Origin of the sequence: Arthrobacter sp. NPDC056727, from assembly GCF_042790555.1 — a bacterium.
Classification (GTDB): domain Bacteria; phylum Actinomycetota; class Actinomycetes; order Actinomycetales; family Micrococcaceae; genus Arthrobacter.
Genome location: NZ_JBHTZA010000010.1, coordinates 50,310 through 68,926 on the forward strand (window position 1 = coordinate 50,310; position 18,617 = coordinate 68,926).

The window sequence follows — 18,617 nt, forward strand, 5'->3', positions numbered from 1 at the left end:
CACGGCACCGGCGTGAGCGCACCCGCACAGCCAGTGACCGCCGTCGACACCCTGCCCAGCGCCGACTTTTTCGGCTACGAGTCCCTGCTCAGCGCCTCCGAACAGCGGAAACTGAACGAGCTCCGCGGGTTCCTGGCCGCGGAGATCGCGCCGTACGCGGGGGACTGGTGGAACAAGGCCGAATTTCCGGCGCATATCCTCCCCAAACTGGCCGCCCTGGAGCTGAGCACGCCGGCCCAGCGCGGTTACAGCCACCTCTTCGCCGGGCTGGTGATCGCGGAGATGACGCGCGTGGACACCTCGATCGCCACGTTTTTCCTGGTCCACCACGACCTTTTCGTCGAGTCGCTCTACCGGTTCGGCTCCGAGGAGCAGCGCGGCCGGTACCTCGACGACGCCTCGAACCTCAGGACCACGGGCGCGTTTGCCCTGACCGAACCGGATCACGGCTCGGACGTGGCCGGCGGCATGGAGACCCGGGCGCGCCGCATGTCCAGTCTCACGGGGGAGGCCGACGCCGGCGGGGACTGCTGGGTGCTGAACGGCGCCAAGCGGTGGATCGGCAACGGGACGTTCTGCGACTACATGCTGGTGTGGGCGCGGGATGAGGCCGACGGCGCCGTCCGCGGCTTCATCGTGGACGCGGGTCTGCCCGGAGTGAGCCGCAGCCGGATCGAGAACAAGATCGCGCTGCGGACCGTGCAGAACGCCGACATCGTGTTCGAGGATGTCCGGGTTGCCGAAACCGACCGCTTTGCAGGCATCGGCAGTTTCGAGGACACCAATGAGCTGCTCCGCGGCTCGCGCATCATGGTCGCCTGGCAGGCGGTGGGACAGCAGCTGGCGGCGTTCGACGCCGCCCGGCAGTACGCCGTCGAACGCCAGCAGTTCGGCCGGCCGCTGGCGCGGTTCCAGCTCATCCAGCAGCAGCTGGTGTCCATGCTGGGCAACACCGTGGCGAGCATGGGCATGATGGTCCGGATCGCGCAGCTGCAGGAGCAGGCTTCCCTGGAGCACGGCGCCGGGATGGCGCAGGTGGCACTGGCCAAGTCCTACACGTCCGCCAGGATGCGCGAAACCGTGGCGATGGGCAGGTCCATCCTCGGCGGGAACGGCATCGTCACGGACTACCGGATGGCCAAGATCTTCGCCGATGCCGAGGCCATCTACACCTACGAGGGCTCGTACGAGATCAACACGCTGATCGTGGGCCGGGCTGTGACGGGCGTGTCGGCGATCGCCTGACGTCTTAGAAGACCGGCTGCTTCTCCCCGGCCTCGATCCGGGCGTCCAGGCTGTTGTTCCGGACCGGCATGGGGCAGGTGCCGTACGGCGTGAAGGCGCTGGGGTAGTTGATGGCGCGGTTGAAGTCCAGCACCACGGAGCCGTCCGGCCGCGGGCGAGCGGTGGACACCTTGCGCCACTCGTCTGTCTCTTCCCCGTTCGTCTCGTCGTGGAACGTGACCGTCAGGGCGCCGAGCTTCTCCTCCTCGGCCTGGAGCCGGTACTCGTGGTCCTTGCCCGGCAGCCGGAACACGAGTTCGCCGATGCTGCGGTGCACCCCATCCACCAGCGGATTGGCGGTGGAAATGGGCACGTCCACCGGTTCCGGAAAGGCCTCGAACCTGGCCTCCACCGCAAAGTCGGGCCGGTAATCGAAGGTGGGCACGCCGTCGAACTCTGTGAACACCGGCGACGCCGAATCCCGGGTGCGGATCGCATACCTGTCCGCGCGCATGGCCAGCTCCACCACCACCTGCCGGCCGTCGGTGCCGCCGAACTGTACCCACATCAGCGATTCCTCGTCGGCGAGCCCCGCAGTGATCGTCCCGTCCACCCGCACCCCGCTCTCCACGAGCGTCAGCCCGTCCGACGCTGACGCGGTGAGCGTCGCCGTCGTACTGTCCGCTGACCACAGCCCGGGGACGAGGTCGACGGCGGCCGGCCGGCTTTCCAGCCACTGGAACGACGTGAGGGTGAGCCAGCCGTGTTCGGCTGCCAGGGCGGTGTCACGGCCTTTGCGGAAGCGGAGCCAGCGCTCCAGCTGGGCGTCTGCTGCGGTGCTCATGTGTCCTCCAATGGTGCGTGTCCTCGAGCGGCCTTGGCGACAACTCCGCGCAGTGCCGGTTCATTCCGGCGCCAGCCGGCGTAGCCTTGGTGAAGGGGTCCGTTCCGGCCGGAACCGGTGGCCGTGTCCCGGATGCAGCGTCCCAATACAGCGACCCTATGCTCGATTCAAGGGTGCGACAGCATCTGAGACATATTCCCGGGCTGCGGCCTGCTGCGGGTAACATCCCATAGGAACAGTAACCCGGCTCACAGTATCCAGCGCAGTGTACGAGCCAAAGTCAAACACTCGAAAGATAGTTTCCATGGCTGACACTGCAATGAATTCCGAAACAGATCTCGCCGCCGAACTCCGCGCGGACGTACGCCGCGTCTCCACCCTGCTGGGCGAATCCCTGGTCCGCCAGCACGGCCCCGAGCTCCTTGACCTGGTGGAGCAGGTCCGCCTGCTGACAAAGGAATCCAAGGAGGCCGCCCGGGGCGGCGCGGACGCGACGGGCCCGTGGAGCGCGCACGACGTCGTCGCCCAGGTCCGCGAGCTGCTCGCCTCCCTGCCGCTCGAGCAGGCGACCGACCTGGTCCGCGCCTTCGCCTTCTACTTCCACCTGGCCAACGCCGCCGAGCAGGTCCACCGGGTCCGCGGGCTGCGCACCCGGCAGGAAAAGGACGGCTGGCTGGCCAAGGCCGTCGAGGACATCGCGGGCCAGGCCGGCCCGGCGGTGCTGCAGGAAGTGGTCAACGAACTGGATGTGCGCCCGATCTTCACCGCGCACCCCACCGAGGCCTCCCGCCGTTCCGTGCTGGACAAAATCCGCAAGCTCTCGGACGTGCTGGCCCAGCCCACCGAGGAAGGCACCAGCGCCCGGCGCCGGCAGGACCGCCAGCTGTCCGAAATGATCGACCAGATGTGGCAGACGGACGAGCTGCGCCAGGTCCGGCCCACGCCCGTGGACGAGGCCCGCAACGCCATTTACTACCTCAACAGCATCCTGACGGACGCGCTGCCGGAGATGCTCACGGACTTCTCGGAGCTCCTCGGCGAGCACGGCGTCGCCCTCCCGGCCAAGAACGCCCCCATCCGGTTCGGGTCGTGGATCGGCGGTGACCGGGACGGCAACCCCAACGTCACCGCGGCCGTGACGCACGACATCCTGCAGCTCCAGAACCAGAACGCGGTGCGGATCAGCATCGCCATGATCGACGAGCTCATCTCTGTGCTGTCCAACTCGACGGCGCTCGCCGGTGCCGACCAGGCGCTCCTCGACTCCATCGACGCCGACCTCGCGAAGCTGCCCGGACTGGACCGCCGCATCCTGGAACTCAATGCCCAGGAGCCCTACCGGCTGAAGCTGACCTGCATCAAGGCCAAGCTCATCAACACGGGCAAGCGGGTCTCCGCCGGCTCGAAGCACCAGCCGGGGCGCGACTACACCTCCACCGAGGAGCTCATCGGCGAACTCGAGCTGCTGGAACTGTCGCTGCGCAACCACTCGGCGTCCCTTGTGGCGGACGGCGCGCTGGCCCGTGTCCGCCGCGCCATCGCCTCCTTCGGCCTGCACCTGGCCACCCTCGACATCCGCGAGCACGCCGACCACCACCATGACGCCGTCGGGCAGCTCATGGACCGCCTCGGCGGCCCCGGCATCCGCTATGCCGAACTGACCCGGGGCGAGCGCCTCGAGGTCCTGAGCGCCGAGCTCGCGTCCCGCCGTCCGCTGTCCGGCCACCCGATCAGGCTCGACGGCGCCGCTGACGGCACGTACGACGTCTTCCGTGAGATCCGCCGCGCCCTGCGCACGTACGGTCCCGACGTCATCGAGACGTACATCATCTCCATGACCCGAGGCGCTGATGACGTCCTGGCCGCCGCTGTCCTGGCGCGTGAAGCCGGGCTGGTCAGCCTCTTCGGCGACGCCCCGTACGCCAAGATCGGTTTTGCGCCGCTGCTGGAAACCGTCGAGGAGCTGCGTGCCTCGGCGGAGATTGTGGACCAGCTGCTGTCCGACCCGTCCTACCGTGAGCTGGTCCGGCTGCGCGGGGATGTCCAGGAAGTCATGCTCGGCTACTCGGATTCCAACAAGGAATCCGGTGTGATGACCAGCCAGTGGGAAATCCACAAGACCCAGCGGAAGCTGCGCGACATCGCCTCCAAGCACGGCGTCCGCGTGCGCCTGTTCCACGGCCGCGGCGGTTCCGTGGGCCGCGGCGGCGGACCCACCTACGACGCGATCATGGCCCAGCCGAACGGCGTCCTCGAGGGCGAAATCAAGTTCACCGAACAGGGCGAGGTCATCTCGGACAAGTACTCGCTGCCGGAGCTTGCCCGGGAAAACCTGGAGCTGTCCCTGGCCGCCGTGCTGCAGGGATCTGCGCTGCACCGCACGCCCCGCACCTCGGACGACCAGCGCGAGCGGTTCGGCCATGTCATGGAGACCATCTCCGACGCCGCGTTTGCCCGCTACCGCAGCCTCATCGACCACCCGGACCTGCCGGCGTACTTCCTGGCTTCGACGCCGGTGGAGCAGCTCGGGTCGCTGAACATCGGCTCCCGCCCGTCCAAGCGCCCGGACTCCGGTGCGGGGCTCGGTGGTCTGCGCGCCATCCCGTGGGTGTTCGGCTGGACCCAGTCGCGGCAGATCGTGCCGGGCTGGTTCGGCGTCGGCTCGGGGCTGAAGGCAGCGCGGGAAGCCGGCAACTCCGCCCAGCTCGTGGAGATGATGCACGGCTGGCACTTCTTCCGCTCGGTGCTCTCCAACGTGGAGATGACCCTCGCCAAGACGGACATGGAGATCGCGAGCTACTACGTGGACACCCTGGTCCCGGCGGAGCTCCACCACCTGTTCCGCGCCATCCGCGCCGAATACGAGCTCACCGTGTCCGAGATCCAGAACCTCACCGGAGAGAACGTGCTCCTGGACGCCCAGCCCACGCTCAAGCGGTCGCTGGAAATCCGCGACCAGTACCTCGACCCGATCAGCTACCTGCAGGTGGAACTGCTTCGCCGCGTGCGTGCCGAGGGTGACAGCATTTCCAAGGGCGAGATCGACGAGCGCCTGCAGCGGGCCATGCTCATCACCGTCAACGGTGTGGCAGCAGGCCTCCGCAACACCGGGTAGTTCTCACCCCGGACCCTTCCTCATGTTTGGTCGGGTTGTTTCGGACCTTTCCTCACGTTTGGTCGGGTTGTTTCGGACCCTTCCTCACCGATCGTAAGTGCGGGTGAGGGAGGGTTTGGATCCAGGCGACAGGACTTGCAGGAGGGTTTGGATCCAGGCGACGGGATCTGATGGAGCGTTCGTGGAAAAGTTGCAAAAGGTGAGGAAGCGTCAGTTGCCGTAGTGCACGACTATGGTCCGGCGGGCTGTGTTTTTCCCGTAGCCGGGGCTGCCGGGGGCATCGTCGGAGTAGGCCACGGTGCTGACGCGCACGCCGTAGAGTGCCGACAGTTGCGCGTCGGTCAGGAGCTCCCCAGCCGGGCCTGTCCGCACCCCCGCCGAGCCCAGCAGGACCACGCGGTCGGCCAGGTGCAGGGCGTGGTCGGGATGGTGGGTGCTCAGGAGCAGGGCCATGCCGTCAGCCATCAATTCGCGCAGCAGCGTCAGCACGCGTGCCTGGTTCCTGAGGTCGAGTCCGGTGGCGGGCTCATCGAGCACCAGGACGGGCGAGCCGGCAGCGATGGCCCGGGCGATCAGTACCAGCTGCTGCTCACCGCCGCTGAGTGTGGGGAATCGCCGGTTCCGCAACCCGGCCGCGCCCACCCGCTCGAGCGCCTCCAGCGCTGCGGCATGGTCGGAGGGCCCGGGCGTCCGGAACATGCCAACGTGCCGGGCCCGCCCCATGAGGACCATGTCCAGCGCCCGGTAGGCGAAGGCGCTGCCATGGGCCTGGGGAACGTAGCCGGCGCTTGCGCTCCGCCGGACAGTTCCCTCCTGCGGATCAAGCAACCCGGCGGCGCAGCGCACCAGCGTGGTCTTTCCGCTGCCGTTGGGCCCCAGCACGGCGGTGGCGGTTCCCGGCGGCACACGGAAGCTGGCGCCGCGGAACACCCAGTCCCGGGGCGAGTAGCCGAAACCCACGCCGTCGAGTTCAAGCACTGTCCCAGACCTTCTCCCGGTTCCGGCGCAGGAGCAGGAAAAACACGGGCGCACCGATCAGGGCCGTGAGGACACCGAGCGGGATCTCCCCGGCAGTGGCGGTGCGCGCAATGGTGTCCACCAGGACGATGTAGGCGCCGCCGAGCAGGAATGACACCGGCAGGAGGACGCGGTGGTCCGGGCCCACCCACATCCTGGCAAGGTGCGGGATCACCAGGCCCACCCAGCTGACGGCGCCGCTGACCGCCACCGCGCCGGCCACGATCATGGCCACCGCCACCAGCACCACCCACCGGAGCGGCCGCGGGCGGACCCCCAGGGCGGCCGCGTCCTCGTCGCCGAGTGACAGCACATTGATCCGCCAGCGCAGGGCCACGAGGACGGTGGCACCGCCCAGGACAGGGAGCAGGGCCACCGCCACTTTGGCGAAGGTGGCCGAGGACACGCTGCCCAGCAGCCAGAAAACGATGGCGGGCAGCGTGGTGTTGGGGTCCGCAATGTAGGTCACCAGGGCCACCAGGGCCGAGAAGAAGGACCCCGTGACCACCCCGCCGAGCACGATCATGAGCATCGGCGTCCCCGAGCGGCCGGAGGTGATCAGGAACAGGGTCCCGAGGGCCAGCAGCCCGCACACAAAGGAGCCGCCCACCAGGAGGAACGCGCCCAGGCCGAGCAGCAGCGCCAGGGCGCCGCCGAAGGACGCGCCGGCGGAGACGCCGATGATCTCGGGGCTGACCAGCGGATTGCGGAAAATGGCCTGCAGCGCCGCGCCGCCGATCGCCAGGCCGCCGCCCACCAGCAGGGCGAGCAGGATCCGCGGCAGCCGGACCAGCAGCACCACGTTCTGTTCGGTGCCGCTCGCCTGGACCGGGATCGGGGCCAATTGCGCGGTGAGGATCTGGAGCACGTGGTCCAGGGGCACGCTGAACCGCCCCACTGTCAGTGCCAGCAGCGCCACCGCGGTCAGGAAGCAGGCAGCAAGGGTGATGGGAACGACGGCGGCGGGTTCCCGCCGTCGTTCTCCCGCGTTCCGTTCCACCGCGGACCGTTCCCCTGCGCCGCGCTTCACTGCGGCGGAAGCCGGTCCCGCCCGAGGCAGTGCCGGCGATGCCGGCCGTAACGGGGGTTCGGCCGGCCGCAACCGGGCTGCCGCAGGACGCCGCCTGCCCAGTCGCGGGGAACCGGCCTCATCAAGCATTGAACTGCCGGTAGTTGGCGGACTGTCCGTTTTCCGCGGTCCAGAGAATCTTGTCCAGTTCGGCGTCGGTGAGTTCGTGGTTGTACAGGAACCTGAAGTATTCGGACGCCTTGGCCCGCACCGCCGACCTCTGCTGGGGGAAGGCGATATCGCCCAGCCAGTGCCACATCAGCGGCGACTCCTGCCCGGGCGGGTCCCAGCGGTAGCCGCCCAGCGGGACCTTGTACACACGCTTCGACCGGACCGCGGAAACGTTCTGCCAGACCGGATCCGAGTAGATGTCCTGCGGCATGGCGGCGTCGAAGTTGCCCAGCAGGATGACCTCGGGGTCCCAGCGCAGGACCTGCTCGATGTCCACGCCCACCATGCCCGAACCGGTCAGCGGGTCCTTGCCTGTTGGCGGGTTGGAGCCGCCCACCAGCTTGATGTAGAAGTCGTTGTAGCTGTTGGCGCCGGCAACCTTGAGCCCGCCCGTGAAGCGGTTGAAGTACAGGATGCCCGGCCCCTTGGACGATCGTCCGGCGGCCAGGGACTTGACCTCGGCAAGCTCCCGGTCGCTGCGCGTTTTGAGTTCGGTGGCACGTTCGGGCTTGCCGAGCATGGTGGCGAACATGGTCACCCAGGTATCCACATCCTCCTGCGTGCCGGAGTTTTTCAGCCCCAGTACCTGGAGTCCCGCCTTCTCCAGCGGCTCGATGAGCTGCGCGTCCGACCATTGGACCACCACGTCCGGGTTGAGGGCCCGGATGCTCTCAACGTTGGCCGTGAAGTCCTGGGTGGCGATGTCGTGAGGGAGGTCCAGGGCGGCGGGAAACATGGTGCCCATGATGCCGCCGCGCATGGCCACCCAGGAGGCGTTATGCATGGCCGCGAGATGGTCGGCGCTGCGGTCGACGGCGACCAGCAGGGAGGCCGACGGCATGGGGATGGTCACCACCCGGGCCACCGGCCGGGCGAAGGACAGGGTTTTGCCGCGCTGGTCCGTGAGGCTGATGCTGGTGGTGCTGCCCGCAGCGGACGACGGCGGGGCGGTGCCGGATGCGCCGCATCCGGCCAGCAGGGCGGCCGAACCGCCTGCAATGAGCACCTGTAGGGCGGCGCGGCGGTTTAGGTCTGCAGCTGTCATCGTTGACTCCCTGCGAGTGGGTCTTCACAGCATCCGCTTCAGGGACAGGGCTGTCAACGCTTTGTCCGGCGTTCCAGGAATTGCCGACGGCGGGCGGTCCCCTTGTCCGGGTCATGGCCCGGTGCTACTTTCAGAAGACGCTCGCAGAAGGTGGCCACGGGATGGTTATCGATGGTGCCCAGTTGTTCGTCCGCTACGCCTATCCGCCCAATTCACGCGGCAGCTGCGGCCCGCCGGACAGTGATGCCCTGCTGCACTACGGGCAGTCCGGCGTCACGGACCAGGGGCTCCGCGAACTGGCCAAGGGCTTTGCCGGCGCGTGGCCCTACCTTGAGCTGATCGCGGGCTCGCACGGCATTGCCGACCCGCTGGATGCCCGCGTGGTGGAGGCGTACTGGGTGGGCAACAGCCTGCTGGATTCCGTCGGCATCACGAACATCGGCAACTCCATGGAGGACCGCTTCCGGGCGCGCACCGGACGGCAGTTCCCGCACCTGGTGGAAGGCGTCCTGGCGGGCGGGGTCCCGCACCACAGTTTCCATGTGTTCGAGATCTATCCGTGGCTGGGCCTGCTCCTTGACGAGCGCCGGCACGCCACCGCGTTGAACGTGCTGGACAGGTGCCGGATCCGCTGGGGGCGGGTGCTGGCGATTTCCGGGGACGACACCGTGGTGCAGTCGCGTCCGCTGGTATGGGACGGAATGGCCCTGGACATCGGGGAGCCTGTTGTGGAAACAGCCAAGTTTGCCGTAAACGGGACCGGGTTCGTTGCCGGGCTGGCCGTGGGCGACGTCGTCTCGCTGCACTGGGACTGGGTGTGCGACCGGCTCTCGGCCCCGCAGCTGCAGCAGCTCAAACACTTTACGGCGCGGCACGTCCGGATTGCCAACAGCGGCGTCGAGCACCGCGGTGCGGCCATAGCGCTGGAGCACTAGCCGCGGCCGCAGCGCTCACGGTGACTGCGGTGCCGCGCTGTCGTCCGGGTGCTCGGGGCTCTTGACGGCGGTGGCGTCACGGGCCGACGACTCGCCCGTTGGCCGGCCGGCAGGAGATTCGTCGCTTCCCGTGTGCTCGCGTCCCGCCTCGGAGCCCTCCTCCTTGACGACGTCCTCACCCCTGCGGTTGATGCTCTCGCCAACACCAGCGGGGGCCTGTGCGGCGTCCTCCGGTGTTTCGTCCGCTCCGGGCTGGGCGGGTTCCTTCAGCGGCGGTTCGCTGCCGAAGGCGCGTGCCGTGCCCGGCGCGGTGCCTTGATCCGGCGCCGTTCCGGGTGCCGAACCCTTCTCCTGGCCGGCAGGATCAGGCTGGTTCGTGGGTGACATGTTCCCCTCCTTGTGGTGATGGTGCGGGCCGGGTTCCGGCCCCGGGGTCTGCCGGGCGGCCCATGAGTTCCAGCCCGTCCATGGCCTGTTCTGCGCCCGCGGCGTCCACGCGCTCCAGGGCGAAGCCCATGTGGATCAGGACCCAGGTGCCGGGTTCCGGTGGCCTGTCGTCCAGCAGGCCGATGTTGATCTTGCGCTGCACTCCGGCAACGTCGACGAGGGCGAGCTGGCCGCCGTAACCCTCGAGGAGTTCGACGACCCTGCCGGGTATTCCGAGGCACATGTCCGGACACCGCCTTAGCTTGGAGTGGAAGAGTGCCGGCCGAGCAGGGAGCCGACGGCGTCGACGGCCTGGGGCACCGCAGCGGCCACGGCTGCCGAGAGGCCGATGCCCTCGGACAGGTCGGCGGGGACGCAGCCCACCACGTAGGTTGCCGGCAGGCTGCCACCCATGGATCGGAGCCTGCCCAGCACCGCCGCCGGGTCCATGCCGTGCGGATCGAGCACGGCCCGGCCGTCCAGGTCCGCCTCGCTGACCTGCAGCACGCGGATGCTGCCGGGCGCCGAGTTGCCGTCTGCGGGCACCGTGTCCACGAGGACGAGGGTGTCGACGCCGGCGAGCAGGTCGTAGGCCAGGTGCATGCCGCGGATGCCGTAGTCGACCACCCGGACGCCGGGAGTCAGCGGCTGCGGAAGGGCGGCCAGGTGCCGCGCCACCTCGGGGCCGAATCCGTCGTCGTGCAGGAACATGTTTCCGACGCCGGCCACAAGGACACCGCCGGTCACATCCGCCGCACTTTCATGTAGCGCCGGATATCCGGAACCGCACGGATGCCGATGTAGATGCCCCAGAGGACCATCGCTGCCAGCACTGAAACAGTGGTCATTCCTATTGCCTTCATTGCGGGTTTTCCTTTTCCTCCAGCGGTTCCAGCTCGTCGGGCGCGTAGTAGAAGGACCGGCCGTAGCCCTCATGGAGGTCAGCCGCCGGATCCTGCTCGAGGACGAGCCCGACGTGCGTGCTGCCGTCGACGTCGAAATGCACACTGGTGACCCGCCCGGTCTGTCCGCCGAAGAACAGGTCCTGGGCGTCGGCGCGCCGCTTCGGGTGCACGCGGACGCGGCTGCCGCGGGCCACCGCGACGCCGTCGATCACTACGGCGTCCTCGTCCGGCCGGACGCTGGCCTCCGCCTCGGGATTCCACCAGGGAACATCCTGGCCGGCTGCGGTCCATGCTTCGGCGGCATCCGGGGCGAATGCGTGCGGGTTCCGCAGGGCCCCGTGCAGCTGTTGGAGGTCCTCGGGGGACATCGCCTCGCAGCGGTCGATGACGGCGGCGGCCCTCGGGTCCGTTGCCCGTGCCTCGGCCTTTTCCTCGTCGGTCAGTGTCAGCACCCGCAGCGTGAGGATTTCGTCGATCTCCGTGGAGTCGTACAGCGCCACGGAACTTTCCGGCGCGACGGCCGGGTGGTCGTACAGGATGATGGGCGAGATCAGCAGCACGTCGGTCTGCCCTTCCGGGCCGGCCAGCACGGGCCAGCAGCGGTGCTGGGAACACTGCCCGGCTGCCTGCCGGGCCCACGCCGGCGGGTCCAGCAGCGAGACGAAATCCCCGTCGCGGACACTGAGCAGCAGGTGTGCCCCGATGAAGGAGGCCGCGCTCGCGTCCTGCCGGTTCCCGGCCCGCAGGGGACCGGCCGGGAACGGGCCGGCCGTGTTTGCCGCGGTGATGCTCAGCCGCAGCAGCCCGCCGGAATCCTCTTCTGCGGCGTTCAGCCGCAGTTCGCCTTGGAGAGCACGACGGCGGCGCGCCAGTCGCCCGGCCTGCCTCCCGGCGTCGTCCTTGAGTTCCTCAACGTCGAGTCCCGCCGGGACGTCCACGGGCAGGACCTGCCCGGTCCGGAGTTCGGCAACGGTGAAGGGCCCGAACGCCACGTCCTGTTCGACTGCCTCGTCCCAGGTCAGCCAGTTCGCACCGCCCACGGCGAGGCTGTCCACGGGAGTGAACCCGCCGCCGTCGTCCGCTTTTTCCGCCGTGCGGGTCTGCAGCTGCAGGAAGCGGAAGTGGATTTCAAGCCCGGCCTGGGGTCCCGCAGCCAGCAGGCAGTCGGCGGACATGGACGGTTCCTCCCCGCTGCCGTCATCGGCGGCACCCGGGGGACCAAGGATGCCGAACTGCCAGCGGGCCTGGTTCTTCTGGGCGGACGCGCGGTAGGGGTAGAGCAGGTAGCCCTCGTAGAGGACGGCGTCGGCGACCGCGCGGGCAAGGGCCAGGCTGGTGTTCATGGCCGGTCCCCGGGCACATCGGCGGTGGCCTGGGCGAGCAGTCTCTCGATCGCGGCTTCCCAGGACGTGAGGCCCCGTGCGGACTTGTACTGGGCGAGCGCTGCGAGTACGTCGCGGTCCAGGCGGATCCAGCCGGCGTTGGGGAAATACTGGTCCATCAGGGTGCGCCAGGCGGCGACGGGCAGCCGGTAGGACGCCTCAAGGTCCCAGGGCACCTGTTCCACAGTGAACCCCGTCTGCCCCTTGGTGAACACCGTCCCGGAGAACAGCAGTTCCAGCGGTATCTCGCCGTCGCGGAGGGCATGCAGGTATTTGGCGGCGGCCACGTCGAAATCGAAGGTGCAGGGCAGCGGGAGGTCCGCCTCGGCGCTTCCGGTGAAACCCTGCACCATGGTGCTGCACTGCATCCAGACGAACGATTTGAGCGTGCTGGGCCAGCGTCCGCGCCCGCCGAAGAGGTCCAGCAGGCCGGTCTCCTCCTCGGGCGCGTAGCCCCGGCGCTGCGGCAGGATCCGGACCTGGCAGCGCAGCGCCACCGCGTGCACTACGGCACCGGTGCCCTCCGTCAGCTGCAGCCTGGCGGTCAGTTGCGGGGCGGCCGCGTAGGGTTCGGGCCGGATGTCCAGCACGGCGAAGGAAAGTTCGGTCACAGGAGGCCTCCCGTGCGGGACGCGCCGCCGGACGCTTCGCCGGAGGTGCCGGAGGTGCCGGAGCCTGCCGCGGCCGGAACGCTGCGGCGGGAGATCCGGTCGAAGAAGGCGGCGAGTTCGTCGCGTGCCTCCTGGCCGCCGTCGAACCCCCGCCAGAGGCGGCGCAGCCGGCCCACCAGTTCGTAGCAAGCATCCACGGGAACCAGATGGCAGTCCGCCGCGGCCCTTCCCGGACCCGGGCCGCGGATCAGCAGCGCCTCGGTGTCCGGCGCCGCGAGGCCGAGCGCCGGGTTGCCTGCCAGCACGCCGTCCCAGGCCGCGATCGGCAGTTCCGACTCCGTTGCACCGGCCGGGCCCGGGTAGAACGCCACCGTGCGGCCGAGTCTGGAACTGCGGAAGAAGAACGCCAGGCCCACCGGGATCTCCAGTTCGTCCCACTGCCCCGGGCCGAGATCGAAGCCGGGGAAGGAGAGGTACCTGTCCGGCACCGAGCGGTAACGCAGGTGTGCTGTCGCGTCGGTGAAGAGGAGGTAGCAGGGCCGGCAGGTGCACATCATCGCGTGGCTCTCCAGGTCCACCACGTGCTGGTGTGCGTCGGGAATCGGTTCGCCGCACATTTCGCAGCGTTCCCCGGCGGCGGGAGCGGGCCGGTTCGCCGAAATCCGCCGGAGTAGGGCCACCGGCAAGGTGCCGTTGGCCTGGCCGGCTCTCGGGCCGCGGGTACCTCCGCCGTTCTGCGCACTCATGTCAGCGGTCCTGTCCCGCGGCTGCCTGCGGTGCCGGCGCTGCGGCGGGCGGCGCCGTGACTGCCGCTGATGCCGGCGGTGTTGAGCCTGCCGGGGCAACTCCCACGACGGATGCTGCAAGGACGGACGCTGCCGCGACGGACGCCGCGGCGACGGACCTTGCCGCCGACGCTGCCGGTTCTTTTGCTGCGGGCTCGTTGGCGGGCTGTTCCTTGACTGCCGGTTCGTTGGGCGCCGGTTCGTTGACCGGTGGTCCGGGTTCCGCGGGGAGCTCCAGCCCCGGAAGCGCCACCAGCGGGAGCGCCTGCACCGGCGTCAGCGGTGCCGGTGCCGGCGGGACCTGCACCGGCACGGACGGCAGCGAGACCGTCGGGACCGCCACGGACATCACTCCGTTCCGGACCAGCAGCGGAAGCGGTTCAAGGTGCAGGCTCCTGTCCTCGAGGCAGACTCCCGCCCGCCTCACGTCAAAGTGTCCGCGGCAGGTGGGGCACGTGAGCAGGCCTCCGCCAACCGGTGCCGCGAGGGCACGCTGCAGGACGGCGCCGGCCATCGAACCGGTGCAGCGGGGGCAGTAGTCGCGGTAGGCGTAGATGTCCTGCCCGGTCCGGCAGGCCAGCACCGGGTAGCCGCCGACCAGGAATCCTGCCACCTCGCCGGCTTCGAGCCCGGCGATCTCCGGAACCGGCTCCCAGGTGCCGCCGGACAGCTCGTGCCACGATTCGGCCGGTGTTCCGCCCGCCGGGCTGTTCACCCGGACCAGCAGTGAGTCCACCGGAATCAGCGCCGGTGCGCCCGGCTGCTTTTCCGCTTCGACGACGTCGATCGCCGTCACCTCCGGCGCGGCATTCTGGATGGCCTCCTCGACGGCGTACTTGAGCGTGACGGACGACGACGGGCAGCCCTGGCAGGTGCCGAGCAGCTTGAGCCGCACCACGCCGTCGGGACTGATGCCTTCCAGTTCCACGTCGCCGCCGTGGGAGCCCAGATAGGGCCGGACGCTGTCCAGCGCCGCCGCCACCCTTGCCTCCAGCGAGTGCGGGTGCAGTCCGTGGATCACCAGCAGGCCGGCCACCAGGCTGTCCGCGGTCAGCGCGTCCAACGTTGCGTCGTCGAGTTTTCCCTGGGCCTGCAGGATCTCCATGATCCGCTGCAGACCCGCGCCGTAGAGGTCCGTCACCTGCCGGACGAGGTCCTCGGCACGGCCGCGGGCCACCGCCCCGCCGGCGCCGAGGGCGTCAAGGAGTGTGCCGATCTGGTCGCCGCTCTGCGGCGGCGGCCGGTCCCCGCCGAGCATCGACTACTCGCCGGTCAAGGTCTGGGTGGGGGAATGCAGCATGTCGAGCGTGTGCCCGTTGCCCAGGTACATGTGGACACCGCAGGGCAGGCAGGGATCGAAGCTGCGGACGGTGCGCATGATGTCGATGCCTTTAAAGTGCTCCCGGTCGTTCTCCTCGAAGATCGGCTGGCCCTGGACTGCGTCCTCGTAAGGACCGGCCACGCCGTTGGAATCGGTGGGGCTGGCATTCCAAGGGGTGGGCGGATACGGGTGGTAGTTGGCGATCTTGCCGTCGCGGATCACCATGTGGTGGGACAGGACGCCGCGCACCGCCTCGGTGAAGCCGCAGCCGATGCCTTCATCAGGGACCTCGAAGGTCTCCCACGTCTTGGTGCGTCCGGCCCTGATCTCCTCGAGGGCCTTCTCCGCGAAGTGCAGCGCAGCGGCCGCGGCGTAGGCCTGGAAGTAGGTGCGGGCGCGGTTGCGTTCGAGGGTGTTGCTCCACTGCGGGATGTTCCACTCGAACGTGACGGGTCCCTTCAGCGCGGTCTTGGGCAGGTTGATCTGGACGCTCCTGCCGGTGGCCTTGAGGTAGCCGATGTCCACGAGTCCTGCGAGCGCCGTGGCCCAGAGCCGGGCCAGCGGGCCGCCGCCGGTGTCCAGGGCGAGGTTGTCCTGGCCGTCGAACCAGCGCGGGGACATGACCCAGCTGTACTTGTCCGAAAGGTCGCGCTTCTGCGGCCGCGGGTTGGTGTGCTGGTTCCACGGGTGCCTGCGGTCCACCGGGTTGCCCAGCGGATCGTGCGTGACGAACATTTCCTGGTCTTCCCAGTCCTCATAGTACGAGGAGCCGAGCATGATCCGCAGGCCCAGGTTGATGCGCACCAGGTCGGTGGTGACCAGCTTGCCGTCCACCACCACGCCCGGCGTGACGAACATCTTCCGGCCCCACTCGGTCATGTCCTTGTACTCGAAGTTGCAGTAGTCCGGATCCTGCAGCGATCCCCAGCAGCCCAGCACCGTCCGCCGCAGCCCCACCTGCTCGTAGCCAGGCAGCGCCTCGTAGAAGAAGTCGAACAGGTCGTCGTGCATCGGGACGACCTTCTTCATAAACTCCACGTAGCGCATCAGCCGGGTGAGGTAGTCAGTCATCAGCTGGATGGTGGCCACTGTTCCGACGCCGCCCGGGTAGAGCGTGGAGGGGTGCACGTGGCGGCCCTCCATGAGGCAGAACATTTCGCGGGTGGCGCGGCTGACCTGCAGCGCTTCCCGGTAGAACTCGCCGGTGAAGGGGTTCAGCGAGCGCATGATGTCGGCGATGGTCCGGTAGCCGTGGTCGGCTTCATGGGGTGCCCTGGTGTTCTCCGCCTTGGCCAGGACTCCGGGGTTGGTTTCGGACACCATCCTTTCGCAGTAGTCCACGCCGACGAGGTTCTCCTGGAAGATGTTGTGGTCGAACATGTACTCGGCGGCCTCGCCCAGGTTGACGATCCATTCGCCCAGGTTCGGGGGTTTCACGCCGTAGGCCATGTTTTGCGTGTAGCAGGAGCAGGTGGCGTGGTTGTCGCCGCAGATCCCGCAGATGCGGCTGGTGATGAAGTGGGCGTCCCTCGGGTCCTTGCCCTTCATGAAGAGGGAGTAGCCGCGGAAGATCGATGAGGTGCTCTTGCACTCCACGACCTGGTTGTTCTCGAAGTCGATCTTGGTATAGATGCCGAGGCTGCCGACGATCCTGGTGATGGGGTCCCAGTTCATCTCCACCAGGTTGCTGCTGCCCGTTCCGCTTCCGGAACCCATGGGAATTGTGGACGTCATTGTCTTCGCCTGTCTGGAAGTGGGGTGGGTTACCAGGTGCGCCGGGCTCCGGTGAGGAGCTCAGTCCCGGGCCGGCGCCACTTGGGCTCCTGGTCCAGGGTGTGCGTCGTGATGCCGCGCAAAGTCCGGATGGCGGAACCGTAGGGGCGGATGGTGCTGGTGGAAAACCTGCCGCCGGGAGGCTCGTCCATGAAGGGCATGAACTTGTCCGGGAAGCCCGGCATGGTGCAGCCGATACAGATGCCGCCGACGTTGGGGCAGCCGCCGATGCCGTTCATCCAGCCGCGCTTGGGCACGTTGCACTTCACTACCGGGCCCCAGCAGCCGAGCTTGACGATGCACTTCGGGGATCCGTACTCGGTGGCGAAGTCACCCTGCTCGTAGTAGCCGGCCCGGTCGCAGCCCTCGTGGACCGTCTTGCCGAAAAGCCATGTGGGACGCAGTGCCTCATCCAGCGGAATCATGGGTGCCTGGCCGGTGGCCTGGTACAGCAGGTAGGTCATGGTTTCGGACAGGTTGTCAGGCTGGATCGGGCATCCCGGCACGCACACAATCGGGATGCCGGCCTTGGACTTCCAGTCATAGCCCAGGTAGTCGGGGACGCCCATGGCGCCGGTCGGGTTGCCCGCCATGGCGTGGATGCCGCCATACGTGGCGCAGGTCCCGGCCGCGATGATGGCCGTGGCCTTGGGAGCCAAGCGGTCCAGCCACTCGCTGGTGGTGATGGGCTGGCCGGTCTCCAGGTCGTTGCCGAACCCGCACCAGTAGCCGCCGGGGCCGTGGAGTTTCTCATTGGGGATGGATCCCTCGACCACCAGCACGAAAGGTTCCAGTTCGCCCCGGTCCGCCTTGCGGAACCATTCCAGGAAATCGTCGGCCCCTTCCTGCGGGCCGCATTCAAAGTCGATCAGTGGCCAGTGCATGGCGATCTTCGGCAGGCCGGGCAGCGCCCCGAGGGCGATTTCCTCGACGCTCGGCTGGGTGGCCGCGGTCAGCGCCACCGAGTCTCCGTCACAACTGAGCCCTGCGTTGATCCACAGCACGTGGATAAGGGCTTCTTCGGCCTTAAGGGAAGTTTCCGTAGGCATCGTTGCCTCTTTCAGTGCCCCGGGTGGGGTTCAGCGTGTATCTGTCAGGGAGCCGGTCAAGGGAACTGACCGGGCTGCCCCGGAGGTGGGCGCCCCCGGTTGGGAGGTGGCGCCGTCGAGCCAGCCGTACCAGGCGGCGAGGCCTTCGCCGGTGGTGGCGGAGAGCGTGAGGAAGTCGGCCCGCGGATTGATCTGCCGGATGCGGTGCAGGCACTGATCGACGTCGAAGTCGACGTAGGGGAGCAGATCCGACTTGTTGACGATCACGAGATCGGCTGCCATGAACATGTGCGGGTATTTCTGGGGTTTGTCATCACCTTCCGTTACCGAGACGATCACCACCTTGGCTGTTTCGCCGAGGTCAAAGAGTGCCGGGCAGACGAGGTTGCCCACATTTTCAATGAAGACCGTGGAGCCGGGCTCCGGGGACAGCGCATCGAGGCCATGCCGCAGCATGCTGGCGTCCAGGTGGCAGCCGGCTCCGGTGTTGATCTGGATGACCGGGCGCCCGGTGGCGCGGATGCGGTCCGCGTCGAGGGACGTCTCCTGGTCCCCTTCGACGACGCCTGCGTTCAGGCGGCCGCCGAGTTCCGTCAGCGTCCGGACCAGGAGGGTGGTCTTGCCTGCGCCGGGTGAACTCATGACGTTGAAGGCACGGACGCCGCGGCCGGCGAGCCAGCCCCGGTTCGTGGCGGCCAGCAGGTCGTTCTTGGCCAGCAGGTTCTGCTCGAGCAGGATGGTCTCTGTGCCCGGCGCCGGATGGTGGTGCCCGTCAGGGTGACTGTGGGAGTGCCCGTGCCCGTCAGGATGCTCATGGGTGTAGGTGCGCCCGTGCTCATCGGTATGGCCGTGCACGTGCCCCGGCCCGGGTGTCTGCAGCTCGCCTGCGAGGTTTGAGATGCGGGTGCCGGCCTCGTCGCCGCAGCCGCACGTTGTACACATGTC

General features: G+C 68.4%; 18 protein-coding genes. 3 read left to right on the forward strand and 15 right to left on the reverse strand.

Going from position 1 to position 18,617, the window contains the following annotated elements; all coding sequences use genetic code 11:
• The first annotated feature begins 12 nt into the window (after window positions 1-12).
• Window positions 13-1,245 (forward strand): acyl-CoA dehydrogenase family protein, encoded by a 1,233-nt coding sequence (locus ACFRAH_RS11885; RefSeq protein WP_377991084.1) that lies wholly within the window; start codon window positions 13-15, stop codon window positions 1,243-1,245.
• Between the two features lie 4 nt (window positions 1,246-1,249).
• On the opposite strand, the gene ACFRAH_RS11890 is transcribed toward ACFRAH_RS11885, so the two are convergent.
• On the reverse strand, window positions 1,250-2,068 hold the full coding sequence (locus ACFRAH_RS11890; protein ID WP_377991085.1) for a DUF1684 domain-containing protein: 819 nt from the start codon (window positions 2,066-2,068) through the stop codon (window positions 1,250-1,252).
• A 304-nt stretch (window positions 2,069-2,372) separates the two neighbouring features.
• On the opposite strand from ACFRAH_RS11890, the gene ppc reads away from it, so the two are divergent.
• A complete protein-coding gene (gene ppc, locus ACFRAH_RS11895) occupies window positions 2,373-5,183 on the forward strand; it encodes a phosphoenolpyruvate carboxylase (protein WP_377991086.1) in 2,811 nt (936 codons plus the stop codon).
• Between the two features lie 210 nt (window positions 5,184-5,393).
• Here ppc and ACFRAH_RS11900 read toward each other — a convergent pair whose 3' ends face one another.
• The 3 genes from ACFRAH_RS11900 to ACFRAH_RS11910 form a co-directional block, all read right to left on the reverse strand.
• Entirely contained in the window at window positions 5,394-6,161 is a 768-nt protein-coding gene (locus ACFRAH_RS11900) for an ABC transporter ATP-binding protein (RefSeq protein WP_377991087.1), read from the reverse strand.
• Entirely contained in the window at window positions 6,154-7,200 is a 1,047-nt protein-coding gene (locus tag ACFRAH_RS11905) for a FecCD family ABC transporter permease (RefSeq protein ID WP_377991088.1), read from the reverse strand. Before ACFRAH_RS11905 ends, ACFRAH_RS11900 begins: the two co-directional genes overlap by 8 nt.
• Window positions 7,201-7,351: 151 nt before the next feature.
• A complete protein-coding gene (locus ACFRAH_RS11910; RefSeq protein ID WP_377991089.1) occupies window positions 7,352-8,485 on the reverse strand; it encodes an ABC transporter substrate-binding protein in 1,134 nt (377 codons plus the stop codon).
• A gap of 161 nt (window positions 8,486-8,646) precedes the next feature.
• Here ACFRAH_RS11910 and ACFRAH_RS11915 point away from each other — a divergent pair, with 161 nt between their 5' ends.
• Window positions 8,647-9,420, forward strand: coding sequence for a DUF6390 family protein (locus ACFRAH_RS11915; RefSeq protein WP_377991090.1), 774 nt, complete (start codon window positions 8,647-8,649; stop codon window positions 9,418-9,420).
• A 15-nt stretch (window positions 9,421-9,435) separates the two neighbouring features.
• Here ACFRAH_RS11915 and ACFRAH_RS11920 read toward each other — a convergent pair whose 3' ends face one another.
• From ACFRAH_RS11920 to hypB, 11 genes are read right to left on the reverse strand one after another with little or no spacing between them, the layout of a single operon-like run.
• The gene (locus tag ACFRAH_RS11920; RefSeq protein WP_377991091.1) at window positions 9,436-9,807 is read right to left on the reverse strand and encodes a hypothetical protein; all 372 of its coding nucleotides are present in this window, start codon (window positions 9,805-9,807) and stop codon (window positions 9,436-9,438) included.
• Complete coding sequence (locus tag ACFRAH_RS11925; RefSeq protein ID WP_377991092.1) at window positions 9,785-10,090, reverse strand: HypC/HybG/HupF family hydrogenase formation chaperone; 306 nt, start codon at window positions 10,088-10,090, stop codon at window positions 9,785-9,787. Before ACFRAH_RS11925 ends, ACFRAH_RS11920 begins: the two co-directional genes overlap by 23 nt.
• A 14-nt stretch (window positions 10,091-10,104) precedes the next feature.
• The gene (locus ACFRAH_RS11930) at window positions 10,105-10,593 is read right to left on the reverse strand and encodes a hydrogenase maturation protease (protein ID WP_377991093.1); all 489 of its coding nucleotides are present in this window, start codon (window positions 10,591-10,593) and stop codon (window positions 10,105-10,107) included.
• Window positions 10,590-10,694, reverse strand: a complete 105-nt coding sequence (locus ACFRAH_RS11935; protein WP_377991094.1) for a DUF6893 family small protein — start codon at window positions 10,692-10,694, stop codon at window positions 10,590-10,592. Before ACFRAH_RS11935 ends, ACFRAH_RS11930 begins: the two co-directional genes overlap by 4 nt.
• Before the next feature lie 11 nt (window positions 10,695-10,705).
• On the reverse strand, window positions 10,706-12,094 hold the full coding sequence (locus tag ACFRAH_RS11940) for a hypothetical protein (RefSeq protein WP_377991095.1): 1,389 nt from the start codon (window positions 12,092-12,094) through the stop codon (window positions 10,706-10,708).
• On the reverse strand, window positions 12,091-12,744 hold the full coding sequence (locus ACFRAH_RS11945; protein ID WP_377991096.1) for a DUF6084 family protein: 654 nt from the start codon (window positions 12,742-12,744) through the stop codon (window positions 12,091-12,093). The genes ACFRAH_RS11940 and ACFRAH_RS11945 overlap by 4 nt, the downstream gene beginning before the upstream one ends.
• A complete protein-coding gene (locus tag ACFRAH_RS11950) occupies window positions 12,741-13,490 on the reverse strand; it encodes a DUF5947 family protein (RefSeq protein ID WP_377991097.1) in 750 nt (249 codons plus the stop codon). The genes ACFRAH_RS11945 and ACFRAH_RS11950 overlap by 4 nt, the downstream gene beginning before the upstream one ends.
• Before the next feature lies 1 nt (window position 13,491).
• Window positions 13,492-14,787, reverse strand: a complete 1,296-nt coding sequence (locus tag ACFRAH_RS11955; protein ID WP_377991098.1) for a NifU family protein — start codon at window positions 14,785-14,787, stop codon at window positions 13,492-13,494.
• A gap of 3 nt (window positions 14,788-14,790) precedes the next feature.
• Window positions 14,791-16,584 (reverse strand): nickel-dependent hydrogenase large subunit, encoded by a 1,794-nt coding sequence (locus ACFRAH_RS11960; protein ID WP_377991099.1) that lies wholly within the window; start codon window positions 16,582-16,584, stop codon window positions 14,791-14,793.
• A gap of 29 nt (window positions 16,585-16,613) precedes the next feature.
• Window positions 16,614-17,672, reverse strand: a complete 1,059-nt coding sequence (locus ACFRAH_RS11965) for a hydrogenase expression protein HypE (protein ID WP_377991100.1) — start codon at window positions 17,670-17,672, stop codon at window positions 16,614-16,616.
• 30 nt (window positions 17,673-17,702) lie between these two features.
• Window positions 17,703-18,614 (reverse strand): hydrogenase nickel incorporation protein HypB, encoded by a 912-nt coding sequence (gene hypB, locus ACFRAH_RS11970; RefSeq protein ID WP_377991101.1) that lies wholly within the window; start codon window positions 18,612-18,614, stop codon window positions 17,703-17,705.
• Window positions 18,615-18,617: the final 3 nt, after the last annotated feature.